Annotated in this window: 22 protein-coding genes; 12 read left to right on the top strand and 10 right to left on the bottom strand. The window is 49.5% G+C overall.

Annotated features, from left to right (window positions below; translation table 11 throughout):
• The first annotated feature begins 53 nt into the window (after positions 1 to 53).
• Positions 54 to 1,772, top strand: coding sequence for a regulatory iron-sulfur-containing complex subunit RicT (gene ricT / locus DEV76_RS06010; protein WP_109696120.1), 1,719 nt, complete (start codon positions 54 to 56; stop codon positions 1,770 to 1,772).
• Positions 1,773 to 1,839: 67 nt separating this feature from the next.
• Entirely contained in the window at positions 1,840 to 3,300 is a 1,461-nt protein-coding gene (locus DEV76_RS06005) for a rhomboid family intramembrane serine protease (protein WP_109696118.1), read from the top strand.
• A 3-nt stretch (positions 3,301 to 3,303) separates the two neighbouring features.
• Here the strand turns inward: DEV76_RS06005 and DEV76_RS06000 are convergent, their stop codons facing one another.
• Positions 3,304 to 4,356, bottom strand: a complete 1,053-nt coding sequence (locus tag DEV76_RS06000) for a nucleoid-associated protein (RefSeq protein WP_109696116.1) — start codon at positions 4,354 to 4,356, stop codon at positions 3,304 to 3,306.
• A gap of 57 nt (positions 4,357 to 4,413) precedes the next feature.
• On the opposite strand from DEV76_RS06000, the gene DEV76_RS05995 reads away from it, so the two are divergent.
• A complete protein-coding gene (locus tag DEV76_RS05995; protein WP_109696114.1) occupies positions 4,414 to 5,292 on the top strand; it encodes an SMP-30/gluconolactonase/LRE family protein in 879 nt (292 codons plus the stop codon).
• On the opposite strand, the gene DEV76_RS05990 is transcribed toward DEV76_RS05995, so the two are convergent.
• The 4 genes from DEV76_RS05990 to lptB all read right to left on the bottom strand — a co-directional run bounded on the left by DEV76_RS05990 (position 5,287) and on the right by lptB (position 10,399).
• Positions 5,287 to 6,813 (bottom strand): sulfatase family protein, encoded by a 1,527-nt coding sequence (locus DEV76_RS05990; protein WP_109696112.1) that lies wholly within the window; start codon positions 6,811 to 6,813, stop codon positions 5,287 to 5,289. The genes DEV76_RS05995 and DEV76_RS05990 overlap by 6 nt on opposite strands.
• Positions 6,814 to 7,263: 450 nt before the next feature.
• Entirely contained in the window at positions 7,264 to 8,013 is a 750-nt protein-coding gene (gene fabG / locus DEV76_RS05985) for a 3-oxoacyl-[acyl-carrier-protein] reductase (protein WP_109696110.1), read from the bottom strand.
• A gap of 63 nt (positions 8,014 to 8,076) precedes the next feature.
• A complete protein-coding gene (locus DEV76_RS05980; RefSeq protein WP_109696108.1) occupies positions 8,077 to 9,600 on the bottom strand; it encodes a GH3 auxin-responsive promoter family protein in 1,524 nt (507 codons plus the stop codon).
• 31 nt (positions 9,601 to 9,631) lie between these two features.
• Entirely contained in the window at positions 9,632 to 10,399 is a 768-nt protein-coding gene (gene lptB, locus DEV76_RS05975) for an LPS export ABC transporter ATP-binding protein (protein ID WP_109696106.1), read from the bottom strand.
• 151 nt (positions 10,400 to 10,550) lie between these two features.
• Between lptB and metF the strand changes: the two genes are divergently transcribed.
• Positions 10,551 to 11,504, top strand: coding sequence for a methylenetetrahydrofolate reductase [NAD(P)H] (gene metF / locus DEV76_RS05970; protein ID WP_109696104.1), 954 nt, complete (start codon positions 10,551 to 10,553; stop codon positions 11,502 to 11,504).
• A gap of 194 nt (positions 11,505 to 11,698) precedes the next feature.
• On the opposite strand, the gene DEV76_RS05965 is transcribed toward metF, so the two are convergent.
• The 4 genes from DEV76_RS05965 to DEV76_RS05950 form a co-directional block, all read right to left on the bottom strand.
• Positions 11,699 to 12,409, bottom strand: coding sequence for an outer membrane beta-barrel protein (locus DEV76_RS05965; RefSeq protein ID WP_109696102.1), 711 nt, complete (start codon positions 12,407 to 12,409; stop codon positions 11,699 to 11,701).
• Positions 12,410 to 12,716: 307 nt separating this feature from the next.
• On the bottom strand, positions 12,717 to 13,331 hold the full coding sequence (locus DEV76_RS05960) for a porin family protein (protein ID WP_232826887.1): 615 nt from the start codon (positions 13,329 to 13,331) through the stop codon (positions 12,717 to 12,719).
• A gap of 81 nt (positions 13,332 to 13,412) precedes the next feature.
• Positions 13,413 to 14,111 carry a porin family protein gene (locus DEV76_RS05955; RefSeq protein ID WP_109696100.1) on the bottom strand — a complete coding sequence of 233 codons (699 nt, stop codon included), beginning with the start codon at positions 14,109 to 14,111 and terminating at the stop codon, positions 13,413 to 13,415.
• 97 nt (positions 14,112 to 14,208) lie between these two features.
• The gene (locus DEV76_RS05950; protein ID WP_198651955.1) at positions 14,209 to 15,612 is read right to left on the bottom strand and encodes a TlpA family protein disulfide reductase; all 1,404 of its coding nucleotides are present in this window, start codon (positions 15,610 to 15,612) and stop codon (positions 14,209 to 14,211) included.
• Positions 15,613 to 15,654: 42 nt separating this feature from the next.
• Between DEV76_RS05950 and rlmD the strand changes: the two genes are divergently transcribed.
• The 7 genes from rlmD to DEV76_RS05915 all read left to right on the top strand — a co-directional run bounded on the left by rlmD (position 15,655) and on the right by DEV76_RS05915 (position 23,476).
• Entirely contained in the window at positions 15,655 to 17,061 is a 1,407-nt protein-coding gene (gene rlmD / locus DEV76_RS05945; RefSeq protein WP_109696097.1) for a 23S rRNA (uracil(1939)-C(5))-methyltransferase RlmD, read from the top strand.
• 60 nt (positions 17,062 to 17,121) lie between these two features.
• Positions 17,122 to 17,943, top strand: coding sequence for a rhomboid family intramembrane serine protease (locus DEV76_RS05940; protein WP_232826886.1), 822 nt, complete (start codon positions 17,122 to 17,124; stop codon positions 17,941 to 17,943).
• 22 nt (positions 17,944 to 17,965) lie between these two features.
• The gene (locus tag DEV76_RS05935) at positions 17,966 to 18,931 is read left to right on the top strand and encodes a rhomboid family intramembrane serine protease (RefSeq protein WP_157962743.1); all 966 of its coding nucleotides are present in this window, start codon (positions 17,966 to 17,968) and stop codon (positions 18,929 to 18,931) included.
• Between the two features lie 202 nt (positions 18,932 to 19,133).
• A complete protein-coding gene (locus tag DEV76_RS05930; protein WP_157962742.1) occupies positions 19,134 to 20,033 on the top strand; it encodes an endonuclease/exonuclease/phosphatase family protein in 900 nt (299 codons plus the stop codon).
• A gap of 121 nt (positions 20,034 to 20,154) precedes the next feature.
• Positions 20,155 to 21,276 carry an endonuclease/exonuclease/phosphatase family protein gene (locus DEV76_RS05925; RefSeq protein ID WP_109696091.1) on the top strand — a complete coding sequence of 374 codons (1,122 nt, stop codon included), beginning with the start codon at positions 20,155 to 20,157 and terminating at the stop codon, positions 21,274 to 21,276.
• Between the two features lie 86 nt (positions 21,277 to 21,362).
• Positions 21,363 to 22,859: a cysteine--tRNA ligase gene (gene cysS, locus DEV76_RS05920; RefSeq protein WP_109696089.1), complete on the top strand. Its 1,497-nt coding sequence runs from the start codon at positions 21,363 to 21,365 to the stop codon at positions 22,857 to 22,859.
• An 8-nt stretch (positions 22,860 to 22,867) separates the two neighbouring features.
• On the top strand, positions 22,868 to 23,476 hold the full coding sequence (locus DEV76_RS05915) for a DNA-3-methyladenine glycosylase family protein (protein WP_198651954.1): 609 nt from the start codon (positions 22,868 to 22,870) through the stop codon (positions 23,474 to 23,476).
• Between the two features lie 3 nt (positions 23,477 to 23,479).
• Here DEV76_RS05915 and DEV76_RS05910 read toward each other — a convergent pair whose 3' ends face one another.
• Positions 23,480 to 24,118: a hypothetical protein gene (locus DEV76_RS05910; RefSeq protein WP_157962741.1), complete on the bottom strand. Its 639-nt coding sequence runs from the start codon at positions 24,116 to 24,118 to the stop codon at positions 23,480 to 23,482.
• A gap of 158 nt (positions 24,119 to 24,276) precedes the next feature.
• Between DEV76_RS05910 and DEV76_RS05905 the strand changes: the two genes are divergently transcribed.
• The gene (locus DEV76_RS05905; protein WP_109696083.1) at positions 24,277 to 25,029 is read left to right on the top strand and encodes a TonB-dependent receptor plug domain-containing protein; all 753 of its coding nucleotides are present in this window, start codon (positions 24,277 to 24,279) and stop codon (positions 25,027 to 25,029) included.
• The last annotated feature ends 25 nt before the right edge of the window (positions 25,030 to 25,054 follow it).

Raw genomic sequence — 25,054 nt, 5'->3', positions numbered from 1 at the left:
AGTGACCTGGGGTACCAGGGATCAACATTTTTTAAATTAATAAACTGAATAATATGGCTTGTGCCGGATGTGGTACGGGTGCAGAGGGGAAGCCGTCGGGATGTAAGAGCAATGGAGGCTGTAGTAGCGGCGGTTGTAACCGCCTCAACGTCTTCGACTGGCTTTCCAATATTCCCTTGAGCGATAGTTTAGCACCATTCGATATTTTAGAAGTAAGTTTTAATAACGGCAGCCGCAAGGATTTCTTCAGAAACTCCACCAAACAATTCTTCGAAAAGGGAGAAATGGTGGCAGTGGAAGGTATAAGCGGTTTCGACGTAGGCATGGTCAACCTTACCGGGGAACTGGTAAAGTTGCAGATGAAAAAACGGAGGGTGGAAGATACGCCTGAAGTTAAGAAAGTGCTCCGCCGCGCTTCTAACGACGATATGCACCGCATGTCTGAGAATAAGAACCGTGAAAGAGACGCACTCATCAAAGCCCGCGCCATCGCCCGTAACCTGGGCCTGGAAATGAAACTGGCTGAAGTAGAAATTCAGGCAGACGGCCGTAAGGCAACTTTCTTCTACACGGCAGACGATCGCGTCGATTTCCGTGAGCTCATTAAAGTATATGCTTCCGAATTCCGTGTGAAGGTGGAAATGCGCCAGATTGGTGCCCGCCAGGAAGCAGGGAAAGTAGGTGGTATCGGCTCCTGTGGCCGCGAACTTTGCTGCTCTACCTGGCTCACCGACTTCAAATCGGTAAACACTACTGCCGCCCGTTACCAAAACCTCTCCATCAATCAGGCGAAGCTTTCCGGCCAGTGCGGCCGTCTGAAATGCTGCCTCAACTACGAACTGGACACCTATCTGGATGCCCTGAAAGAATTCCCCGACGATTGCGATATTATCGAAACGTCTACCGGCAGGGCCACTCTGCAGAAACGGGATATCTTCAAAAACCTGATGTGGTACTCCTACGACAACAGTAATAAGCAATACCCCCTCACCATCGTCCGCGTGAAAGAAATCCGCCAGCTCAACGCTCAGGGCATCCGTCCTGATGAGCTGAAGGCCGTGGAAGTGGTAAGCTCGAAGCCGAATAAGGAAGCCGATCTCGGATTTGCCGACGTTGTTGGCCAGATCAGCCTTCGCTCCCTCGAAAAAGCTTCGCAGAAACGTAAAGCTAAAACCCGCGATAAGCAGCAGAAAGAACAGCAGAAGGATAAAGGCAAAGGTGGTGAACAACCCCAGGCCCGGCGTCCTGAAGCCCGCGGAGGCGAACAGAAACCACGTGAAAACCGTGGGGAACAAAAGCCCCGTGAAAACCGTGGTGAGCAGAAGCCACGCGAACAACGTCCGGACAATCGTGGTGGCGATCAAAAGCCACGCGAGAACCGTGGGGAGCAAAAGCCCCGTGAGCCGCGTCCTGACAACCGTGGAGGCGAACAAAAGCCCCGTGAGAACCGTGGAGGCGAACAAAAGCCCCGTGAGCCACGCCCCGATAACCGTGGAGGCGAACAAAAGCCACGCGAGAACCGTGGGGAGCAGAAGCCTCGCGAGCCACGCCCCGATAACCGTGGTGGTGAACAAAAGCCCCGCGACAACCGTGGTGAACAGAAGCCCCGTGAACAGCGCGAGCCTCGTCCGGATAACCGTGGCGGTGACCAGAAACCCCGTGAGCCCCGTGGAGATCAACGCCCGAGAGACAACCGTGGCGGCGATCAGAAACCACGCGAACCACGTGAGCCAAGAGAACCACGCGATCCCAAACCGGAAAACAAACAATAATTTTGAACTACTTTCGTAATATAGCAGAGACGCACATTTTCGTGCGTCTCTCTTTATTGTATCATACATGATCGGCCTCCCACCCCGATATAGCACCTACGCTTCCCTCCCTCACCGAACCCGGGAGGAAAGCCTCATCCTTTTCTGGCTCGCAGCAGAAAGCCTCGATTGGGAAGTGGGCACCGCCACGCCCGAAACACTCACCGCTTTCACCCATTTCAGCCTCAAATCCTGGAATGAACAGGTATCTATTGACTTCTCTGACGACAATATCGAACTCTTCAGCGTGTCTACCGGCGTCCAGATCCTGGATTTCGGACGTAACCGGCAAAACGTAATCCGCCTCCTGCGCGCCCTTCATACCATAGATGCCGCCATCTCGCCCGAAGCACTGCAATATGCCATGGAAGAACGCCGCTCCCTCATCCTTCCGGAAGAGGAAACGGTCCACCTTACACGGAGCCGCCGCGTAGTAAATGGATTTGCCCAGGTATTTAAACCGGTGAACGGCTATTTCGTGACGCCGATCCTCATCGTGCTTAATGCCCTTGTTTTCCTCATCATGACCAACAAGTGGCTCTTCCCCGACAGCGGTGGCTGGACGCCATCAGGCACTGCACTGGAACAGATAGGCGCCAACTACAAGCCCCTCACCCTCTTCGGAGAGCCGTGGCGCCTGGTTACTGCCGGGTTCCTCCATGCAGATGGGTTCCATCTTTTTTTCAATATGTACGCGGTAATGATGTGCGGGATTTACCTGGAACCCCTGCTGGGAAGAGTCCGGTTTGCTATCGTGTTTCTCCTGTGCGGAATTGGAGGAGCATTGGCCAGCCTTTGGTGGTATGATGTAACCCCTTCGCTGGGTGCTTCGGCCTCCGTGTTCGGCCTCTTTGGCTTTATCCTGGCGCTTTTACTGCATAAATTCATTGAACCCCGTGAGCGGAAAGCCCTCCTGATCAGCATCGGGATTTACCTGGTGATGAACCTGGCTTCGATCTTCTTTTCCACCAATTACGACCATGCCGCACATTTCGGAGGGCTCTTCTCCGGATTGCTCCTTGGGCTCCTATGGCTGCCCGCCCTCAGGCACCGCACCTCCCTGAAAAGAAAAACCATCTTCACCACTATAGGGCTGCTGGTATGTGGCAGCCTGTTCACTCTGGCTTTCATCTTTGCGCCACGCGACGTGAAGGAATACCTCGAGAAACGGTCCCAAATGGACCGGAATTACCTGATGGCATCCGGCGCTTACCGTGCCCGTACCAACGAAGAAAGAATGAAATGGCTGAAGAACTATGCCATTTACTATATGGACGAAAACCTGCGTATCATGGACGAGATCGACCATATGCGCCTTTCGCCCGATTCCCGGAAACAAAACAGGATATTGCGGAAGATCTATTCCACTCAGAAACAACTCTTCATCTGGAACTACAATACCCTTGCAAAAGGGCACAATCCCTACGACGAACAGATCCTCAACGCCCTTAAAGAACTTGACAAACTGCAGCAGCAGCTGGATTACTGATGTTTACTTTTCTTCCTCGAAATAGAGTTTGTAATAATGCATGCTCCGCTCCTCATCGTACCCCCGCTCAATCAGCTCGCGGTTGCCATGAACGTACACATGGAAGTTGCGGTCGAGCTTAAGTATGCTTTTGAAGAATTTCTGGCCTTTCTTAAATGCCGGATTGCTGATCTCGAACTCATCAGGCACATCCAGCTTGTATTCATTACGGTAATGGTCGCGGTAATCACGGAAAGCATCCACAGCATCGGGGTGCCCCAGCACCTCTTCGGCAAATTCTTCCACCTTAAACTCTTCCTTCTCTTTAAAGTAAGTCGCTGATTTCTTTAACAGCTCGATCTGGTCGATACGCGACATTTCGAACTCTTCCGGCAGCTTCTTCTGGATAAACTGCTGGCAAAGGTTCACCATCGTTTCGGTTTGATGGTAACTGTCTTCCCGGCGCTGCACCTGTAAGAATGCATCTTTCCAGTATACGGCTTCGTTTTGCTTGCTGATACTGTCTACGATGCTGACTTTAAACCCATCTTCCTGTTCTACATTGAAAATGAGGCATCCCTTGTCGAGCTTGTTGATATTAATACCATCGTCGTAATTGAGCTGGTAGTTATCGTCGTTGAGGAATACTTTCAGGTAGGTATCGCGGTTTTCGGATTTGAAAATGCCGATTGCCTCCACTTCCTCACCATCTACCTGGCATTTGCTGAAGTGAGTGATATACAGTTCCCCACCCTTGATTTTAGGATGGGTAGAATGTTTATAGAGATGCTTGGCAATATTGACAGACTGATCCTGGAAGTTTTCCTTGTTTTCGAAGATGAGGCTGCAATATTTGTATACCTCATTGAGCTGAATATCGGCCTCGTGCGTGAAGCGGAAATATTCGGCGTTGTTGGTAAACGGCTGGATGAAATAGCTGAGCAGCAGGGTGCCAATGGTTTCGTCCTGCAATTCGAGCGGTTGCTGGGAAAGCACCAAAGGCTCGTCATTATTTCCGTTGCCCACCTTGTGAATAGTGAGCCTTTCCAGGTCCTTTATATCCGATACATGAATCATACGGGCTGCAAATTAGGGGCATTTCCCATTTTCCGTCAAAAAAATTAATTTACCGGAATGAAATCCATCCTCACCACGCTCCTTTCCCTTGCTGCAACGGCCGTATTTGGTCAGAATTTACCCTATACCGCCCGTGATCTCACAAAAGAGAACATGTTTTCCACCAATATCGAAGGCCCCAATTTTGATAAGGCCGGCAGGTTGTTCGTGGTCAATTTCAGGCAGGATGGAACGGTGGGGCTAATCAGTCCGCATACAGGCAGGGGCAATATTTTTGTAACGCTGCCAGACAGCAGTATTGCCAACAGCATCGTGTTCGACCGTTCAGGGAATATGCTCCTGGCCGATTTTGTGGGGCATAACATATTGAAAGTGAATATGAAAACCCGTGACGTCACAGTTTTCTGCCATTCAGACCAGTTTAACCAGCCCAACGATTTCTGTATCAATGAAAAGGGCCAGCTCTTCGCCTCCGACCCCAGCTGGAAGAACGGGACCGGTCAGATCTGGCGCATTGATCCTGACGGCACTCCCACACTCCTGGATGGAAACATGGGTACCACCAATGGTATTTGCCTCAGCCCCGACGAAAAAACGCTGTACGTCAATGAAAGCGTACAGCGTAAGATCTGGAAGTTCGCAGTAGATGCGAAAGGGAATATTTCCAATAAAAAGCTCTTCGCCGAATTTCCCGACTTCGGATTCGATGGTATGAAATGCGACCGCGAGGGTAATGTTTATGTTACACGTTATGGTAAAGGCACTATTGCCATGCTTACACCCGAAGGCGAAGTGTTCCGGGAAATCCCCCTTAAAGGCAAATCCTGCAGCAACCTGGTGTTTGGCGGGCACGACGGGAAAACCGTATTCGTAACCCTGCAAGACAGGAAGTGCATGGAATTTTTCCGTTCAGAGATCGCCGGGAAAGGATTATAGTCCTGCCCGCAGGATGCCCATGGCATCGGTATCTTCATATTTACCGATCTGGCCCTGCAGCTCCGATATCATCATTGCTTTGATTTTGCGGTATTTGACATCGTTGAAAACGTTCTTCATCTCAGAAGGATCTTTCTTCAGATCATACAATTCCCAACCGTTTACACGCTTATAGAAGCGGATAAGCTTATAGCGCTCCGTACGCACCCCGAAGTGAGGAGATACTGCGTGTTCCCCGTTTTCGTAGTAATGGTAATAAATTGCCTTGCGCGCTTTTCCTTTCCGTGCCAGCACAGGCAGGAACGATTTACCCTGCATATCCGCAGTAACTGCGGCACCGGCAGCATCCAGTAAAGTAGGGGCGATATCCAGATTCATCACGAAGTCATTATTGACAGAGCCCGGTTTCAGTTTACCCGGGTAACGGATGATCATAGGGGTACGGAAAGATTCTTCGTACATGAAACGCTTATCAAACCAGCCATGCTCTCCCATATAAAAGCCCTGGTCAGACATGTAGATTACGATGGTGTTCTCCGCAAGCCCGTTACGGTCGAGGTAATCCAGCGTACGGCCGATGTTACGGTCGAGGGATAGCGCCGTACTCATGTAATCGCGCATATAACGCTGAAATTTCCATTGTGCGAAGCCCTCGGCAGTGAAACGGACGGTTTTGAGCCCATCCGCAATGGGATTATAAAATGCATCGAACTTCGCCCGCTGAGCAGGGTTCATGCGTTTGATACTGCCTTCCCGGTTCGCTTCCGCGCTGTCGCCGAACATCTTGAGATCATACCCCATACGCATGGATTCTGAAATGCTCATTTCCTGTACGCGTGCGGCTTCCCGGCCTTCGTATTTATCGAAGAAGTTGGCAGGCAGTTCGAAGGTGGTGTTTTCGAAAGCGCCCATATCGGTCGTATCAGGAATCCAGGTGCGGTGTGTGGCTTTATGGCCAATAACGAGGCAGAACGGTTTGGAGGTATCCCGGCCGCTGAGCCATTTCTCCGCTTCATCTTCCACTACATTCGACACATATCCTTCGAAATTCTTCCGCGACCCGTCCATCATCTGGAAGTCGGGGTTATAATAATGCCCCTGGCCGGGGAGGATCTGCCAGTAAGAGAACCCTTCCGGCCGCGTTTCCAGATGCCACTTGCCGATCCATGCGGTATTGTATCCGGCTTTGCCCAGCTCTTTGATGAAGGTGTTCTGACTGCCATCGAAGCGGGAGTGCTCATTGTCTTTAAACCCGTTTTTGTGGCTGTGCTTCCCTGTGAGGATCACCGCACGGCTGGGGCCGCAGATAGAGTTGGTGACATACGCCCGGTTAAAACGAACACCTTCCATTGCCAGCCGGTCAATATTAGGCGTGCGGGCTTCGCGGCCGCCATAAGCCCCGATAGCCTGGAAGGCATGGTCGTCAGAAATAATGAGTACGATATTAGGCTTACGCTGGGCTTTCAGCGGAAGCGCGCCCAGCATGAGGACGCAGGCAATAGCTGTACGGATACTTTTCATACCCCGGCAAGATACTAACCGGTAACGGCTAATCCAATATTAAGTATGACATATAACAGTACACATCCTTAAAAACATTGCACATTTACCGCCTGCTTACCTATTCTGTGACAGGAATCAGGGCAGCCGTAGCGATTACTGCCATTAAGCTTAACCTTAAAGCGTAGCTAATTAAGGGTTGAAGTATAGTTAAGCTACCTATATCTTATGTATATATATTCCCATAAAAAGGGCCATGGCGCTGCCTTTAGGTAGCATTTATATACATTATACCTTCTTTATAGCTACTTTAACCCTTCTTTAAACTACTGGTTAGCCCGGTTGGTACGAGGGTATAAAAGGAGGTTGCCGGCTGTTATTAAATAGGGAATCCGACAATTGATCTGCCACAATAGAAAAGGCCGTCTCGTTTGAGACGGCCTTTTGTGCTATCAGTAAGTTGAAATTGTATCAGGTATTCAAACCGCCACACACGCTCAGCGTTTGGCCGGTTACGTATGCGCTCATGTCTGATGCCAGGAAGAGGCATACATTGGCGATATCTTCGGGAGAACCGAATTTGCCCAAGGGAATTTTATCGAGGTAGGCTTTTGCACCCTCACCATCTTTCAGGTAATTGGTCATATCAGTTTCCACGAAACCGGGAGCAACAGAGTTTACACGCACATTGCGACTGCCCAGCTCCTGAGCAATGGATTTAGAGAAACCGATGATACCAGCTTTGGAAGCCGCGTAGCTGCTTTGGCCCGCATTGCCTTTCATGCCGATGATGGAGCTCATATTGATGATGCTGCCGCTTTTGGCTTTCATCATAGGGCGGATCACCAGTTTCGTCATATTGAAAACGCTCTTCAGGTTCACGTCCATCACTTCATCCCACTGGTCTGCACTCATGCGGAGCAGCAGGTTATCTTTAGAGATGCCCGCGTTATTAACGCAGATATCAACAGTGCCAAATTCTTTCACCACATCATTCACCAGTGCTTCGCACTCTTCGAAAACACCTGCGTTGCTCTTGTATGCTTTTGCTTTCACACCTTTAGCCAGTAATTTGGCTTCGAGCGCTTTTGCTTTTTCGTCTGAGCTCACGTACGTAAAAGCAACATGTGCGCCATGGTCAGCAAATTTCAATGCGATCGCTTCTCCGATGCCGCGGCTTGCTCCCGTAACGATGGCTACTTTGTTGTCGAGTAATTTCATTGTAACTGTGTAGTTTTAACTTTAGTCTGATTGGGTGAAGGTATATCTAAAGTAAGCCTTTCCCTATTGTTTTTCAATAAACCGGAGGATTTCCTCCAGCACATTTCTTTCGTTGTTGAGGCGGGGAACTTTGTGTTGTCCGCCGAGTTTGCCCTTGCTCTTCAGCCATTCCGTAAACGTGCCCGGCTTCAGGGAATGAAGTGTGGGCCTGGCCAGCGCTATATCTTTATGACGTTTGGCCTCGTAGTCGGAATTGATGGTTTTGAGCGTACTGTCGAGCATGTCGATGAAAGCATTGATATCAGCAGGAGCCTGTTCAAACTCCACCAGCCATTCATGCCCGCCTGTTGCCCCATCACTAAAATAGATAGGTGCCGCTGTATAATCGTTGACCACTGCGCCCGTGGCGGCTGCCGCTTCTGCGATGGCCTTGTCGGAATTGTCTACTATCAGCTCTTCCCCGAATGCATTGATGAATGATTTGGTGCGGCCGCTCACGCGGATGCGGTATGGGGCAAGAGATACGAACTGCACAGTATCACCTACCAGGTAGCGCCAGAGACCTCCATTGGTGCTGATCACAAGTGCATAGTTTTTACCCATTTCCACTTCATGCAGCTGCAGCGTGTGGGGGAACTCTTTCCCCAGTTCTTCCATCGGCATAAACTCATAGAAGATACCATGCTGTAAGAACAGCAGCAGCCCTTCTTCCCCGATCACGTCCTGCGCTGCGAAGAAACCTTCGGAAGCGTTGTACGATTCGAGATAGTTCATGTCGGGTTTACGGATGAGCTTTTTGAACTGCTCGCGGTAAGGCGTAAAGCTTACACCGCCATGCATATATACTTCGAGGTTAGGCCATACATCGGCCAGATTGTCTTTCCCCGTAAGTTCGAAAATACGTTTGATGAGAACGATCGTCCAGGTAGGTACGCCGGCAATGGAGGTCACGTTTTCATGGATTACGGCGTTAGCCATCCGTTCGATCTTTTCTTCCCATTCGTCCATAAGAGCGATGGAAAGGTCTGGCGTGCGGAGGAGGTTGCCATAGAAGGGCATATTCTGTAACATCACGGCGCTGAGGTCGCCATAATAGCTGTCGCTGTCGGGCGAGAGTTTATTGACCTGGTGGCTTCCGCCGATAACGAGGGATTTGCCGGTGAGCACATCAGCGTCCGGGAAATTGTTATAATACAGAGAGAACACATCGCGGCCGGCGCGGTAGTGGCATTCGTCGAGACTTTCTACGGAAACGGGGATGAACTTGCTTTTGTCGGCCGTGGTGCCGGAAGATTTGGCGAACCACTTGATGGGCGTATTCCAGATAACGTTTTGTTCACCTTCCATGACGCGCTGAATGTAGGGCTTCATGGTTTCATAGGTATGCACGGGCACCCTTTGCTTGAATTCGTCTATCTTATAAATTTTGGAGAATCCGTACTGTTTACCGAACTCGGTGTACTGCGCGGCGCTGAGCAGGCTCTGGAAAACCTGCTGCTGTACCTGCAGGGGGTACTGCATAAAGTGCTCGATGCGCCCCATCCGTAGTCTGGCCAATTGCGACAGCGCTGGACTTAATATCTTCATACCGGTTTATAGCAGGGTTTTTATTGACAGGTTATTCTACTTGTTTAGCGGCTTCGTCGAGATAATCTTTTCTCCGGAGCACGAAATTCTGGCCAAGATACACTTTTCTCACCTGTTCGTCTTCCGCCAGTTCCTCGGCAGATCCGGCTTTGAGTATCTTACCTTCGAAGAGGAGATAAGCACGATCGGTGATGGAAAGTGTTTCCTGAACGTTGTGGTCGGTAATAAGGATGCCGATATTGCGGTATTTAAGCTTTGCTACAATTCCCTGAATGTCTTCCACGGCGATAGGGTCGATGCCGGCGAAAGGTTCATCCAGCAGGATAAATTTGGGATCTACTGCCAGCGCCCGGGCAATTTCAGTACGGCGCCTTTCGCCGCCGGAGAGTACATCCCCGGGACTTTTACGCACGTGCTGCAGGCGGAATTCGCTGAGAAGGCTCTCCAGTTTATCTTTCTGCTCTGCCCTCGTCAGCTTCGTCATTTCCAGCACGGCGGAGATATTATCTTCCACACTGAGCTTTCGGAAAACACTGGCTTCCTGCGGCAGGTAGCCGATTCCCATCTGCGCCCGCTTATACATGGGCAGCTTTGTGATGTTGATTTCATTGAGGAACACCTCCCCCTCGTCTGGCTTGATCAGCCCTACAACCATGTAGAAGGTGGTTGTTTTACCGGCGCCATTAGGGCCCAGCAGCCCTACGATCTCGCCTTGCGTTACCTCCACGGAAACGTGGTTTACCACAGTCCTGCTGCGGTAACGCTTCACCAATTGCTGCGTATGTATCCTTAATGCCATAGTTAGAATCTCGGCAAAAATAACAAAATCAGCGAATGGACAACGGTTTTACCCATTTCAAATGAAGGATTTTAACCATTTATTGGCTATTAGCTAATTATTGGGGGATATATTATTTTTGCGGGGCTTTTTAAATGAAGCCGCAATCAACATGAAAGTTACCGAACATATCGCCCAGGCGAAAGATACCCTGATCTCCTTCGAGATCCTGCCTCCGCTGAAGGGAAAGAGCATTGATTCCATCTGGGACCATCTGGACCCGCTGATGGAATTCAAGCCGGCATATATTAATGTGACCTACCACCGCAGCGAGCATATGTTCAAGAAAAGGGCCGATGGATCGTTTGATAAAGTAGAGATCCGTAAACGCCCCGGTACAGTAGGTATTTGCGCCGCCATCATGAACCATTACCAGGTAGATGCCGTTCCCCACCTTATCTGCGGAGGCTTCTCCAAAGAAGAAACGGAGAATGCCCTTATCGACCTCAACTTCCTGGGAATCGACAACGTGCTCGTATTGCGTGGAGATGCTCCCAAAAACGAAACCTTCTTCGAAGCCCACCCCAATGGCCACCGCTATGCGCTGGAGCTGCTGGAGCAGGTAGTATGTATGAATAATGGCATGTATCTCGAAGAAGACCTTCAGGGCGGTATCAAAACCAAATTCTGCATCGGCGTGGCGGGCTATCCCGAAAAGCACTTCGAAGCTCCCAATCTGCAGACCGACATGAACTACCTGAAGAAAAAAGTAGATGGAGGAGCCGATTACATCGTTACACAGATGTTTTTCGACAATAAAAAATTCTTTGATTTCGTAGCCAAATGTCGCGAAAACGGCATTAATGTGCCCATTATCCCCGGTCTGAAACCCCTTACTTCCAAGAAGCAGCTGACGGTACTGCCCCGGATCTTCCATGTGGATATGCCCGATGAGTTCGCCAACGAGGTAATCAAATGCAAAACCGACAAGGATGTGGAATTGGTTGGAACAGAATGGCTCATTCAGCAGTCGAAAGAGCTGAAAGCTGCCGGTGTTCCCGTACTGCATTATTATACGCTCGGCAAGCCCAAAGTTGTGCAGCAGGTGGTTTCATCCATCCTCTAAAACGGAAAAACCATTGCGTCGATACGCAATGGCTGTGTTTCCCTATAACTGTCACACCTTTGTTTAGAAAACTTATTGGTGATGTATTGCTGCTATTATGACGCCTGACAATCACCTTACCCCTACCCGGGAAATAAAAAAAAGGGCACTTCCTGAGGAAGTGCCCTTTTTTATGTTGATAGTTATCTTGATAATTAATAGTCTTCCCGGTTAAACAGGAATCCAACACTGAGGCCTACGTATTGGTTACGGCTGCGCGTAAGCTCGCTGCGATCGGTATCGGTAAGCCCGATGTTACAGTTTACCGCGATATTAACACTGCTGAAAAACTCATACCCTACTGATAAATGAGCGCCTGCTTCCCAGGGAGCCATCCGGATCACGGCAAGGTTATCATCTGCCTTTCCTGAAAACTGTACTTTCCTGAAGTCACGGCTTACTTCCTCCCCGTCGCGCTCCATGGTAAAGGAGTATTTCCCCCTTATGCCATAACCTACATATGGGCCTACACCTCCTACCAGGTGGCCACGGCCAACCGGGAGCTTATATACTATATTCAGCGGCAACTCCAGGTAATCCAGCTCCAGGCGGGTACCTTTGGTAATCAGCATGCCCGACAGATCAGACTTTCCGGCATATTGATCACGGATAACAGCTCCTTTCCGGATGTACCGGATATAAGGCTGTAAATACAATCTTTCCATCAGGGGAATGTTCAGCAAAAAATCCGCATGCCAGCTGTGCAGTGGTTTCATATAGCCTTTTCCAATGCCCATTCCGGCAGGAGCGTTTCCACTGATCTCAACATTGGAAGCATTATAGCCTCCCCTCACGCCTATACTAACTTGTCCAAATGCGGCTGGGGCCACATACAATAACATGCACATGAGTAAAGTTCTCATCATAATTACCTGTTTTGGGTCGACGATCGGCAAGAGTTGGCAAAATCCAAATATTATAAGTGTATCCGGTTCGGGGGGTCCTGTGTCGTCTCAACTGTCCTTTAATATGCAGACGCAAACCTACAACAAAGAAGATTGTGTTTAGTTGTACGGTTGTTTGTAATAACCAATAATTAACTTAAAACGTGCATTTTCCAAGTCGGGCCAAACACGATAATTTGAGTTATGGGCAAAGAAGAAGGGCCAGACATGAAATAAATTTCACGTCTGACCCTTATCTTATATCGGGGTTTGCGATGCGCTTATTATACTAGCGGCCGCCGAATTTATAACCAGCGGTTACACCAAAAGAGGTGTTGCGGCGGGAGTTGTCGCTATCACCATTCTGGCGGATATTAACCAGGCCAAGGTCGGCATACAGTCCGAAGTTGAGGCCTACTGGCAGCTCATAACCAAACTGCAGGTTGGCACCAGCATCAAATCTTTTGCGGTAATCATCCCAGTCGATGTCGCTGCTTACCACACTACCACCAATTACTGCCTCGGATTTACCACCAAGGCCCATGGCGAAATACGGACCAGCACCCAGATACAGGTTACCTGCACCTACTTCAGGTTTGAACATGAAGTTGATAGGAAGCTGGAGGTAATGGATACGTTCTTTCAGGGTAAGATTGTTGATCTTTTCCTTACCACCTTTACCTGAATAAAGCAGGCTGGGCTGGATAAAAAATTCGTCGGCCAGTGGCAGATCTACAGTGACACCGGCACGGAGCCCGGTCAGCAGATCACTGGTTTCCTTATCGCCATTAATTTTGTACGTCTGGCTGGAAAATTGCGGTCCGGCCACCACGCCGAACTTTACCTGAGCAAAGGTGGCGCCTACCAAAAGCATGGCAGCAACGGACAAGAGAACTTTTTTCATGTTATTTTTTGTTGTTTTAGGAAAATGTTGCTGTTGGGAGTAAATGATTAACTAAATAAACTGCGGGGCACTGTAAATTGTTTATTTGCTGCCTCCAAAAAGGTAACCAACAGAAAAGCTCCAGACACGGTTTTTACCCTTATCATCCGAACTATTGTCGGTTCCGGAAAGTATTTTACCGAAGCCCAGTCCATACTGTGCAGATACAAGGAAGTTACCGAACTCCATACCTGCCATCAGGTTACCACCATAGTCGAATCTTTTATACTTATCGTAACCCTGGTTGGGATCGCCATCATTAAAGGGAGTATCGTCATCCCATTTAATGTTACTCTCTCCACTGGTATGAGCGCCAGCCACGGTAGATTCCCATTTGTTTTTACCTGCTACGCCAAAGGCCGCATATGGACCGGCGCCCAGGAAAATGCGCATATCATTGCCAACGGGGATCTTACCTACTAAGTTTACAGGCACTTCTATGTAACGGGGACCAGTAGTCGTTTTAAAGTAGGCAAGGCTGCCGGATTCGCCTCTTTCAAGCTTGGTGCCTTTACCGGTGTAGAACACACCAGGTTGTAAAGAGAGGATGGGAGAAAGCGGAATATCCGCGATCGCACCGACATTAAATGAATTCACGGAACGGCTTTTATCAACTGATCCGCTATTGGCATCGGAAATGTTCGCCACGTTCCAGCCGCCTTTTACACCTACTCTTACCTGGGCCATCGCGGCTACGGAAACTCCGATCGCCATACATGTTAAAATCATCTTTTTCGTCATAACCTAAAGTTTTGGTGATGACAGGTAAATTCCAAAGACTATGCCAAAGCCTGTCAAAGCAGTTTTAACACTCTGTAAATCAGAATTATATGTGCAATTAATTCCGTTTATCCACAGCGGCTTCCCGTTGCAGGAACTCATCTAATTGGGACATACCGAGGCGTTTTGCGAGAATTTTCTTCTTCTCATCGAGCAGGTAAACGACGGGAGTAGCATACACATCGTAGAATTTGCGGTAGTTCGTAAGATTATCGGGGTCCCAGGCGTGGATCCAGCCGGACATTTTGTGTTCTTTGATAAACTTGATCCATTCTTCGCGGGTACCATCGGTTCTTACCCCAACCATGGTTACACCTTTATTCTTCCAGCTCGCCTTCCAGGCGGAATCGAGTTTAGGTACTTCCGTTATGCAATGGCCGCAGGTAGGGTCCCAGAAAACCACGACGGTGTATTTGGATTTGATATCGTACAGGGAAGCTTTGCGGGCAGACGTATCCTTCAGCTCCATCGGGGCGGCCTGCTGACCAATAAGGTTCGGTGCGATAGTGAGCGCTCGGCTGATAACTTTTTCCCGTTGCTCCGCAGAAAGCCAGTAAGCATCCCCGGGTACATAATACTTCTCCACCAGGTGCACGAACACGGCATCCATGCCCATTACCGGCGATGTTTCGTATGTGTGCGTGAGCCACCACAGTACAAACTTGAATGATTCCTTGTCTTTCTTTGCTCTGGCCAGCAAAAGATCGGCTTCATAAATTGTAGAATCCGGAACGGGAGCCACCAGATTCTTAAAATATCTGTCGAGGCGTGCCTCCAAAATCGGGGTACGAACCAGTCGGCCGTCGGCTACATTAATATTATCCCAGTAATGACCTTTATAATATCTGTAAGGGAAAGTGGAATCCGCTGTACCATCGGCCTTCATGGGCATTGGGGGTACCTGTGGCTCTTTCATGGCTTTAAAAAGGCTGGCAAGGAGTGAAGCCGGGTGTTTCGTGATCACGTTTTCCCGGTATTCCTGGAGCTTTTGCCCGAAAGCTTCAGAGAGCGGCCTCAGTGCGGCAGAGTCCTTCGCAGTACGGGCAGCAGCGGCTTTATGCTGGAGATCGCTGCTGTTTTGCTGGATGAACCGGTTGTATTCAGAGAAAAGTGAATTGTCTGCACTTCCAGTATAAGTGGTGCCTCCAACCAGATCGCTGGTATCTGCCGTAATGGAGAATTGCTGGTCTTTGTCCAATAATATCTCAAAATACTTTTGCTTTCCGGGCATCACGATCAGGTAGATGCCGCCCGGAAGAACCTCCTTTCCGGAAATCACAGCAGTACCCTGCGGGTTGATCTGTGCGGAGTCCATTACATATGTGGTTTTGCCCATATAATGGCCGAGATAGAGGGTACCCGATTGGTAGTTGCGGAGGGTAACGGAGATCTGGTAGCCCTGCGCGCAGAGGGATGAATAGCTGCAAAGGCAGCCCAGCAGGAGAGTTAGCAGTTTTTGCATAGGTGCAATAAAAGTAAATAAAACCATCCTACCTTTGCACCCGTGAGGAAAAAAAATGTAGTACTTGAAAATGTGCCTGTAACCGGCTATGCCGCAGAAGGCAAAGCCCTGGCGCGGGTAGATGGCAAAGTCGTTTTCATTGAAGGCGGCGTAGTGCCTGGCGACGTGGTAGACGTTCGCCTGTCTAAAAACAAAAAAGACTGGGCAGAAGGGAAAGCCACGCTTATCCGGAGTTATTCCCCCCAACGCACAGAACCTTTCTGCGAACATTTCGGCCTCTGCGGAGGTTGTAAATGGCAGATGTTGCCCTACGATCAGCAAATGGCTTATAAGCAACAGCAGGTAGAAGACCACCTCCGCAGGATCGGCCACCTGAATTTCCCTCCCCTGGAACCTATCCTGGGCGCGGAAAAAGTTCGCCGTTACCGTAACAAGCTGGAATTCACCTTTTCCAACAAAGCCTACCTCACCGATGCTGAAATGCCTGCAAAAGGGGATGAAATTCCCCGCCGAAACGCTCTCGGCTTCCACATCCCCCGGCTGTTCGATAAAGTACTCGACATTCAGACCTGCCACCTCATGGAGGAACCGGCCAATCTGATCAAGAACACCATCAGGGCATATGCAGAAAAGCATAACCTGTCTTATTATGATATCCGCCGCCAGGAAGGCTGGCTGCGCAACCTCGTGCTGCGCATATGCACTACCGGCGAAGTTATGGCCAACCTGGTGGTGCATCATGAAGATGAAGCTCTGAAAGGGCTGCTGGATCACCTGCAGGAAAAGGTTCCCGCCATCACCACCCTGCTTTACACCATCAACCCCAAAAAGAACGATACTATCTTTGACCTTGAGCCCCAAATCTGGTTTGGCAAGGGATATGTAGAGGAGAAGCTCGAAGATTTCACCTTTAAAATCGGCCCGAAGTCTTTCTTCCAGACAAATACCTATCAGGGCGAAGCCCTTTATAAGGTAACGCGGGAGTTTGCCGGGTTAACCGGTCGCGAAACTGTTTATGATCTCTATTGCGGAACCGGCAGCATTGGCATCTTCGTATCGCCACAGGCCGGGAAAGTGGTAGGTATTGAGCTTATCCCCGAAGCCATTGCCGACGCAAAGGAGAATGCGGCAGCCAACGGGGTTACGAATGCTGAGTTCTTTGCCGGAGATGTGATCGACATTGCTGACGATGCGTTTTTCGCGACCCATGGTACGCCTGACGTAATCATCACCGACCCTCCCCGTGCAGGCATGCATGAGAAACTGACGGCTAAACTGCTCGAAGTAGCAGCACCGCGTATTGTATACGTTTCCTGCAACCCCGCTACCCAGGCGCGCGACCTCGCCCTCCTGGCTGAAAAATATACCATCGAAAGGGTGCGCCCGGTGGACATGTTCCCCCATACCCACCATATCGAAAATGTAGCGCTGCTGCAGCGCAGATACTAATATTGCAGCGGAAGAACGAGGAAAGAGATTGACAGTAACCATCACGAATAAGTAACGGTCATGAGCGAGATGAGACCCGGAAAATTCCAGTATCTGCCACTGGTCATCAAGTATTTGTTAATCATCAACGGTGTTATCTGGCTGACCCAGGTAGGGCTGAGCAAGCTGTATGGCTTCAGTCTGGCCGATTACCTTGGCCTGCGATACTGGGGTTCCGAATTCTTTCGCCCCCATCAGTTCATCACCCACATGTTCCTGCACGACGAAGGCAATTTCCTGCACGTGTTCTCGAATATGTTCGCCCTCTGGATGTTTGGCGCCACCCTGGAAAACCGGTGGGGTCCGAAACGATTCCTCAATTTCTATCTCATTTGCGGGCTCGGTGCAGCCTTTTGCCATGAGGCAGTACTCACGTACGATAACATGACCCTGGCCAAGGAAGCACAACGCTTCTACGACCAGCCTACGCTCGACAACTTCCGCTTTATCGTCAATAAGTATAACCTGGACCGGTTACATGGTTTCGTGGAAGCCTGGGGACGCCTCCCCCCGGATTCTGATATGCTGGTTTGGCAAACGAAACATTTTGTGTCCGATTTCGTGGAACAATATAAAAATGTGCCTACTGTAGGGGCTTCCGGTGCGGTTTTTGGAGTGTTGCTGGCGTTTGGGTACCTGTTTCCCAATCAATACCTGTTCATTATTCCCATTCCCTTCCCGATAAAAGTGAAATATTTCATCGGTGGATATATCTTGTGGGAATTGTATGTCGGGTTCCAGAATAATAGCGACAATATTGCCCATTTCGCGCATCTGGGCGGTGCCTTGTTCGGATTCATCATGCTGAAGATATGGCGGGAAAGAAGCGACCCGCGCAGTTAATGACCTTTAAAAAATCGTATTTTTGCATACAAACACCAGTGCCATGGAAGTAGCAGAAAAAGAGCGGACACCGGGATTGTCCCTGGGGGAAGAGAAAAACATGGTAACCCAGCTTCTGCTCATAAATACTACCGTTTTCATTCTCCTGTACTTCATCAAGATAATTTATCTCATGGAAGAGTACGGCGAGCCTGCGTTTGTGAGAGACATCCTGTCTAACACAATCGTTTCCGCATCGCCCGGCACCGTTCTGTCCAAACCATGGACCCTGCTCACAGCGATGTTCGCCCATATGGATTTCTGGGATATCTTCAGCAACATGGTCTGGATGTTCGTTTTTGGCAGCGTACTCCAACAACAGGCTGGTTACAAACAAATCCCCGTTACTTATGTACTCGGCAGTTTTGCCGGCTACATCACCTATATTGCTGCAATGAACCTCCTGCCGGGTGTATTACCTCCAGTGACCGCCGGCGGCGGTATCATGGGCGCACACGCCGGGGTTATGGCTATGGCTACCGGAATTACTTTCATGTCCCCGGGGCTTCGCGTTTTCCCCCAATTATGGCGTGGCGGAGTACCCATCTGGATCTTCTTTGGCATATTCTTAATACTCCACGCCGCTTCTGTTTTGTTGGGCGAGGGCAGCCTTTCTAACCTTGTGTATATGGTTGGTGGCGCCGTTACGGGAGCCTTACTATCTGTGGCATTTAAAAATGGCCCCAGCTTCGCAGACAGTATCTTCGACTTCTTTTATAACGTAACCCATGTTTTCCATCCAAAAAAAAAGTTGAGCCGGAAGGATGAGGAAACTGCCACTTTCCCCGAACCACCTAACCGCAGCACCCCCCTTCCTTTCGTGAAGATCGGTCACGTACCGGAGCATCGCATCAACGAAATTCTGGATAAAATCAACGATAAAGGCATGGAAAGCCTGTCGCCGGAAGACAGGGAAATTCTGATCCGCGCCAGCCGCGAAGAAGAATAAAATGGAACTACCCCCTATGCCTGTTACGCCCCCACCCCGCCGATTTCGCTTTCTACGTATAGCAACGTACGTTCTTGCCGGAATGCTTGTAGCCTCGGCATGGTTGCCGTTGTTCAGGCCGCTGGAATACGTCCCTCTTGGATTTGCAGGACTGCTGTATCCCGTTTTCTTTGTCCTTTCTATCATCGCAATATTCTCTTGGATGGCAGCCCGGCGTAGAGAATGGCGCGTACTGCTGCTGGCGATCGTATTATCTTTCAGAGGCATCGTTCCATATTTCGCTGCAGGTGGCATCCGGGGAGATGTGCCAGCTACTGATAAGTCGTTCACTGTGATGACCTTCAACTCTAGCAGCATGGGCCTCCTGAATTACAAGACAGACACTCCGGTGGTCCGGCAGATCGAAGAAGTACTTAAAGAAGCCTCACCGGATATCCTTTGTATTCAGGAGTTTTATACCAATACCGGGAAAGAACGCGACCGGCATCTGCCTTCTATCGCAGAAAAAGGTAAATATCCTTACCATTATTTTGCTCCGCATTATAATAACTGGACCACTTGGTACTATGGCACCATCGTATTTTCCCGCTTCCCGATTCTAGATACCGCCCGTATCCCTTTTCATGGCGGATATAACCGGAACGAAGACCTCGTGCGGCTACGTCTGCTGGTTCATTCAGATACTATGACGCTCTTAGTAGCACATTTTGCTTCTTATCAGTTTAAAAACAACCAGTACAACCTGGCCCGCGCCATCCTCCCTTATGCCGGGCGCAGGGCTACCAAAAGGCTCATTGCCGAACAGGCGAATATTCTACAACAGGAAACTACGAAAACTGACGACCCTGTGATCGTGACAGGCGATTTCAATGATGTACCACTCTCCTACACTTACCATACCGTACGCGGCAATAAACTGCAGGATGCCTGGCTGGAGCGCGGTTTTGGCCTGGGGAGAACCTTTTCTGCCATTGCCCCAACGCTGCGGATCGATTTTATTTTACCCGACAACCGCATACTTGTGGAAGCTGCAGATATCTACCGGAAAAAGAAGTTGCAACATTTTCCATTGATGGCGCGTTTATCTCTTCGCCGGCAGTAGCGCTTGTCACACAATACAGAGATTTCACATACGAAACCGGCTGTCCTACAACTTGCCATTACAATAATTAAAGTATTGTCAATTAATGATTTAAATTTATAGCAGCCAAACATTTTACCTGTTGAAATTTTTAAGACTTTTTACAAAAGGGTTTTTCCTGACCGTTAATATCCTTGTTGTGGTGTTTTTCCTCCTTGCCTGCCTGGTCCCTTTCATTTCCCCGGTAAGGTTTTGGCCGATTAGTTTCCTCACCCTTGGCTTCCCGTTCCTCCTTGGCGTATTGGGGCTTTTCCTCGTTTTCTGGCTTATTTTCCATCCTAAATACGCGCTCATCCCCCTGGTGGCAATGCTGCTTGGCTGGAAGTCGGTATCCTCCTTCGTGGCCATCCGCTGGCCGCAGAACTGGGATACGGCCGACCGGCCTGATGGCAGTTTCAACGTGATGAGCTTTAACGTGGCCCTTTTCGGTTTGTACAGTAAAAAAAACAGTAAGCCTGTCCGCGATTCCATTTTCCGGCTCATAGAGCGTCACGAACCTGATGTACTCTGCCTGCAGGATTTCTATACTTCGGAGAAAAAGAACGATTTCAATAACCGGGAAGATATCTCGCGGGAACTCAGTTTGCCACACCGCTTCTTTTCCAGTGATTTCAACAGGAATGGAACGCAACATTGGGGCAGTATCATCTTTTCCAAATACCCCATCATCAAATCCGATAAGGTAAAACTATCCCCCGGTCCACTCGGCGAAAGCCTCATTTTTGCAGACGTGCTGAAAGGGGTAGATACCATCCGTATCATCAACATGCACCTAGAATCATTCCGGTTCAATAAAGAAGATTATCAGTCGATCAGTAAGGTGAAAGCCCAGAAAGATACGGGGCTCGTTGCCACCCGTGGTATTATGAACAAAATGCGGGATGCCTACGTCCGCCGCAGCCGGCAGGCCAATGTAGTGGCTGACTTTATCCGTACCAGTCCACACCCTGTAGTAGTTTGCGGGGATTTCAACGATACTCCTGCCAGCTACACTTACTATACTATCCGTGGCAATCTGCAGGATGCCTTCCTGCGAAAAGGCAGCGGTGTAGGTCGTACCTTCTCCGGAATCTCGCCCACACTCCGAATTGATTATATCTTTGCCGACCCCGCATTTTACATCCATGGCTTTAGAACCATCCGTACAGACCTCAGCGACCATTACCCCGTAATTACTAACCTGCGGCTCGGAGAGGACGAATAGGATTCATAAGATTGTCTTCCGCTTTTGGTTAAAAAATTCGAAATTAGGGTTATAAAATGCGAAATTCGCCGCTCGAACCTTAAGATATGTCAGAACAGCTTAAACTACACAATACCCTAAGCCGACAAAAAGAAGTCTTCACACCCTTGTACCCCGGACATGTGGGCATGTACGTGTGCGGCCCCACCGTTTCAGGAGAGTCGCACCTGGGTCATGCCCGTCCGTTCATCACGTTTGACGTGGTCTACAGATACCTGCAACACCTGGGTTACAGAGTCCGTTATGTCCGCAATATCACTGATGCAGGGCATTTTGAAGAAGAAGGAAGGGATGCGGAAGACAAGATCGCAAAGGGCGCTTTGCTGGAAAAACTCGAACCAATGGAGCTGGTGCAGAAATACACCAACCTCTTCCATTGGGCCATGGAGCAGTTCAACAACCTGCAACCCAGCATCGAGCCTACCGCAACAGGGCATATCGTGGAACAGATCGAAATGATCAAGAAAATCATGGACGACGGTTTCGCATACGAAGCCAATGGTTCCGTGTATTTCGATGTCAAAAAATATTCTGAAAAACATCACTACGGCATCCTCAGCGGCCGTATCATTGAAGATCAGCTGGAAACCACCCGTGAGTTGGATAACCAGGACGAAAAACGGAACAAGGTAGATTTTGCCCTGTGGAAAAAAGCGCCGGCAGAGCACCTCATGCGCTGGCCCAGCCCCTGGGGCGATGGTTTCCCCGGATGGCACATCGAGTGCTCGGCCATGAGTGGTAAATATCTCGGCAAACAGTTCGACATTCACGGTGGAGGCATGGACCTCCAGTTCCCCCACCACGAATGCGAAATAGCCCAGAGCACCGTAGCCCATGGAGACATGATGGCCCGTTACTGGGTACACAACAACATGATTACCATCAACGGTAAGAAAATGGGTAAAAGCTATGGCAACGTGATCCGTCTGACGGATCTTTTCGCCGGCACGCATCCGCTGCTGGAGAAGGCCTACAGCCCCATGACCATCCGTTTCTTTATTCTGCAGACGCATTACCGCAGTACGCTCGACTTCTCCAATGAAGCCCTGCAGGCCGCTGAAAAAGGGCTTGCACGCCTCTGGAGCGCATTCGAGACACTGCAGAAACTGGAATATTCCGGAAATGGCGCCCCCATTAATGATGAACTCGATAAACAGGTTCGCGAATTCTGCGCCGATTGCGCCACCGCCATGAACGATGATATCAGCACCGCACGCGTGCTCGCTAACCTCTTCGAGCTGGCACCCATCGTTAATTCCCTCCGCGGCGGACAGTTGAAAATGCACGAAATCAGCGAATCGACTTTCGCCCTGCTCAAAAGCACCTGGCATACTTACCTCGTGGATATTTTGGGAATGCGTTCCGAAGAAACCGCCGATACCAGTAAACTCGACGGCGTGCTACAGCTGCTGATCGATATCAGGAAAGAAGCCAAGGGACGGAAAGATTACGCCACTTCCGACAAGATCCGCAACCAGCTGCAAGCCATCGGCATCCAGCTGAAGGATGAAAAAGACGGAACCGTTTCTTACGCCATCGAATAAGTATCAGGATGACACCTCACGAAGTATATATTCAGCATCTTCGTAAAGATAAAAAACTGCATAAGATCATTTCCGCCCCGCTGGCCGATATACCGGTGCGGAAAAACATAGCGCTGAAGCTGATCGGTTCTATTATGAGCCAGCAGCTTTCCACCCGCGTGGCGGAAGTGATCTACGGCAGGTTCCTTGCCCTTTATAAAAACAAGGAACCCAGGCCACAGCAGATCCTGGACACCCCTGCTGAAACCCTAAGGGCCATCGGCCTATCCAACGCTAAAGTTTCTTACGTTCACAATGTTGCCCGCTTCGTAATCGAAGAAAAACTGACAGACGCACGCCTTCATAAAATGAGCGACGCCGAACTGATCACTTACCTGACGCAAATTAAAGGCGTAGGCAGATGGACGGTGGAGATGTTGCTAATGTTTTATCTGGGACGTGAAGACGTGTTTCCTACCGACGATCTTGGCATCCAGCAGGCGATGACGCGCCTCTACAAGCTGGACCCTGCCGATAAAAAACTGCACCGCGTACGGCTGCTTGAACTGTCCGCCAAATGGGCGCCCTACCGCACACATGCATGCAGGTATCTTTGGGCCTGGAAGGATGGGGAGTAATTGTTATTGAGGAATACTGTAAGAGAAGATAACAGCAGTATCCTGATCCGTATCTGCCTGAATCATACCAACACCTTTCGCATAATATCTTGTTACCAGCGTTTCTGCCGGCAGTATCGGGGGAACTGAGAAATCAGTACGTACACCGATCACATTCTCGAAGCGCTGGCCCAGAACAGTTTTGGAAGTACCTTTTTGCATAATGGTGTTGGTGAGCGTAAGATTTACTTTTCCGATAACAGGGAGATCCACCAATATGGTCTCTGTCCATGAACCACCGAGGTTCACGGATTCCCGGAGGTATACACTACGTACAGGATCTGCGGGGCCGCCGGGGATGAAAGAAAAGTCTGCCAGTTGTTCGTAATCTACGTTACCACAGCGAAAGAGTGTTTTATCCCCTCCAATCTGTTCCTGCAATACCGCCCAGGCCTGCCCGTTCAGCAGGGAATCTCCTTTACCCTCTAGCGTATAAATAGTCGTATCTCCAGTGCTGGAGATATTATAAAAGGTAAACGACGAACCATTGGTGTAAGGTGCGTAATCGCAAACATTGCCCTTATAGGGCCTTTCTTCGCTTTTTTCCTTTTTGCAGGCTGAAAACGCCAGAACGGCGGCCGCCAATAGCCATCTTACTTTCATGAATATGCAGTGACAGTACTAAGTTACCGGATATTTTCAATAATATATCATGTCTTTAATACACTTATTTAGAAAATATTTAAAGAAAAACATGATAACTTGGGTATGAAAATCTGAATCGTTACTATTTCTTAACCCAAACCCAACACGTTACAGTTATGCGTATTATTCCACGTTATGGCGGAGCCATGCTTATGGCTGTGCTCGCCGTCTTTTCAGGAGACATGCCCGTCTCTCACGCTCAATCCACCACCCAAAACACAAATCTCATCACAGTCAAAGGCAAGGTCAGAGATGCAAAGAACATCTCACTGCCAGGTGTAACCATTGTGGTGAAAGGAACGAGCAAAGGCACCGTTACGGACGAAAAAGGCACATTCTCTCTGCTGGGAGTAGAGCCCAATGCCGTATTGGTACTTCAATTCATCGGTTATGAAAACCAGGAGCACCCGGTTGGCGGAGCCACCACGCTTACCATCACCCTCAAAGAGACTGAAAAACAGCTGGATGAGTATGTGGTAACCGGGTATGGCACAACCAAAAAGGTGACCAAAACAGGCTCTGTCAGCACAGTAAAAGGCTCGGAGATCAAACAGGCGCCCACAGTGAACGTTTCAAACGCATTAGTAGGTCGCGTATCAGGCCTTATGGCGCTTAACAACAGCGGCGAACCGGGCTACGACGGATCCCGCATTCTTATCCGGGGCCGGAGCACCTTCAACAATTCAGACCCGCTCGTGGTAATCGACGGAATTCCCCGTGATGGCTTTCAGCGGCTCAACCCGAACGACATTGAAAACATTTCGGTACTGAAAGATGCCTCCGCTGCAATCTTCGGTTCTCGTGCCGCAAATGGTGTTATCCTAATTACCACCAAACGGGGAAAGTCCGGCAAACCCTCGTTGAGCTAAACGCGTAGGAATCGAAGACCTCAGG

Origin of the sequence: Chitinophaga deserti, from assembly GCF_003149455.1 — a bacterium.
Taxonomy (GTDB): Bacteria; Bacteroidota; Bacteroidia; order Chitinophagales; family Chitinophagaceae; genus Chitinophaga; species Chitinophaga deserti.
This window is presented reverse-complemented; position numbering and strand designations above follow the sequence as displayed.

Bases quoted from the DNA above. Each gene is read 5' to 3' on its own strand.
- ricT (WP_109696120.1), top strand. From the start codon at position 54: ATGGCTTGTGCCGGATGTGGTACGGGTGCAGAGGGGAAGCCGTCGGGA.
- DEV76_RS06005 (WP_109696118.1), top strand. From the start codon at position 1,840: ATGATCGGCCTCCCACCCCGATATAGCACCTACGCTTCCCTCCCTCAC.
- DEV76_RS06000 (WP_109696116.1), bottom strand. From the start codon at position 4,356: ATGATTCATGTATCGGATATAAAGGACCTGGAAAGGCTCACTATTCAC.
- DEV76_RS05995 (WP_109696114.1), top strand. From the start codon at position 4,414: ATGAAATCCATCCTCACCACGCTCCTTTCCCTTGCTGCAACGGCCGTA.
- DEV76_RS05990 (WP_109696112.1), bottom strand. From the start codon at position 6,813: ATGAAAAGTATCCGTACAGCTATTGCCTGCGTCCTCATGCTGGGCGCG.
- fabG (WP_109696110.1), bottom strand. From the start codon at position 8,013: ATGAAATTACTCGACAACAAAGTAGCCATCGTTACGGGAGCAAGCCGC.
- DEV76_RS05980 (WP_109696108.1), bottom strand. From the start codon at position 9,600: ATGAAGATATTAAGTCCAGCGCTGTCGCAATTGGCCAGACTACGGATG.
- lptB (WP_109696106.1), bottom strand. From the start codon at position 10,399: ATGGCATTAAGGATACATACGCAGCAATTGGTGAAGCGTTACCGCAGC.
- metF (WP_109696104.1), top strand. From the start codon at position 10,551: ATGAAAGTTACCGAACATATCGCCCAGGCGAAAGATACCCTGATCTCC.
- DEV76_RS05965 (WP_109696102.1), bottom strand. From the start codon at position 12,409: ATGATGAGAACTTTACTCATGTGCATGTTATTGTATGTGGCCCCAGCC.
- DEV76_RS05960 (WP_232826887.1), bottom strand. From the start codon at position 13,331: ATGAAAAAAGTTCTCTTGTCCGTTGCTGCCATGCTTTTGGTAGGCGCC.
- DEV76_RS05955 (WP_109696100.1), bottom strand. From the start codon at position 14,111: ATGACGAAAAAGATGATTTTAACATGTATGGCGATCGGAGTTTCCGTA.
- DEV76_RS05950 (WP_198651955.1), bottom strand. From the start codon at position 15,612: ATGCAAAAACTGCTAACTCTCCTGCTGGGCTGCCTTTGCAGCTATTCA.
- DEV76_RS05940 (WP_232826886.1), top strand. From the start codon at position 17,122: ATGAGCGAGATGAGACCCGGAAAATTCCAGTATCTGCCACTGGTCATC.
- DEV76_RS05930 (WP_157962742.1), top strand. From the start codon at position 19,134: ATGGCAGCCCGGCGTAGAGAATGGCGCGTACTGCTGCTGGCGATCGTA.
- cysS (WP_109696089.1), top strand. From the start codon at position 21,363: ATGTCAGAACAGCTTAAACTACACAATACCCTAAGCCGACAAAAAGAA.
- DEV76_RS05915 (WP_198651954.1), top strand. From the start codon at position 22,868: ATGACACCTCACGAAGTATATATTCAGCATCTTCGTAAAGATAAAAAA.
- DEV76_RS05910 (WP_157962741.1), bottom strand. From the start codon at position 24,118: ATGAAAGTAAGATGGCTATTGGCGGCCGCCGTTCTGGCGTTTTCAGCC.
- DEV76_RS05905 (WP_109696083.1), top strand. From the start codon at position 24,277: ATGCGTATTATTCCACGTTATGGCGGAGCCATGCTTATGGCTGTGCTC.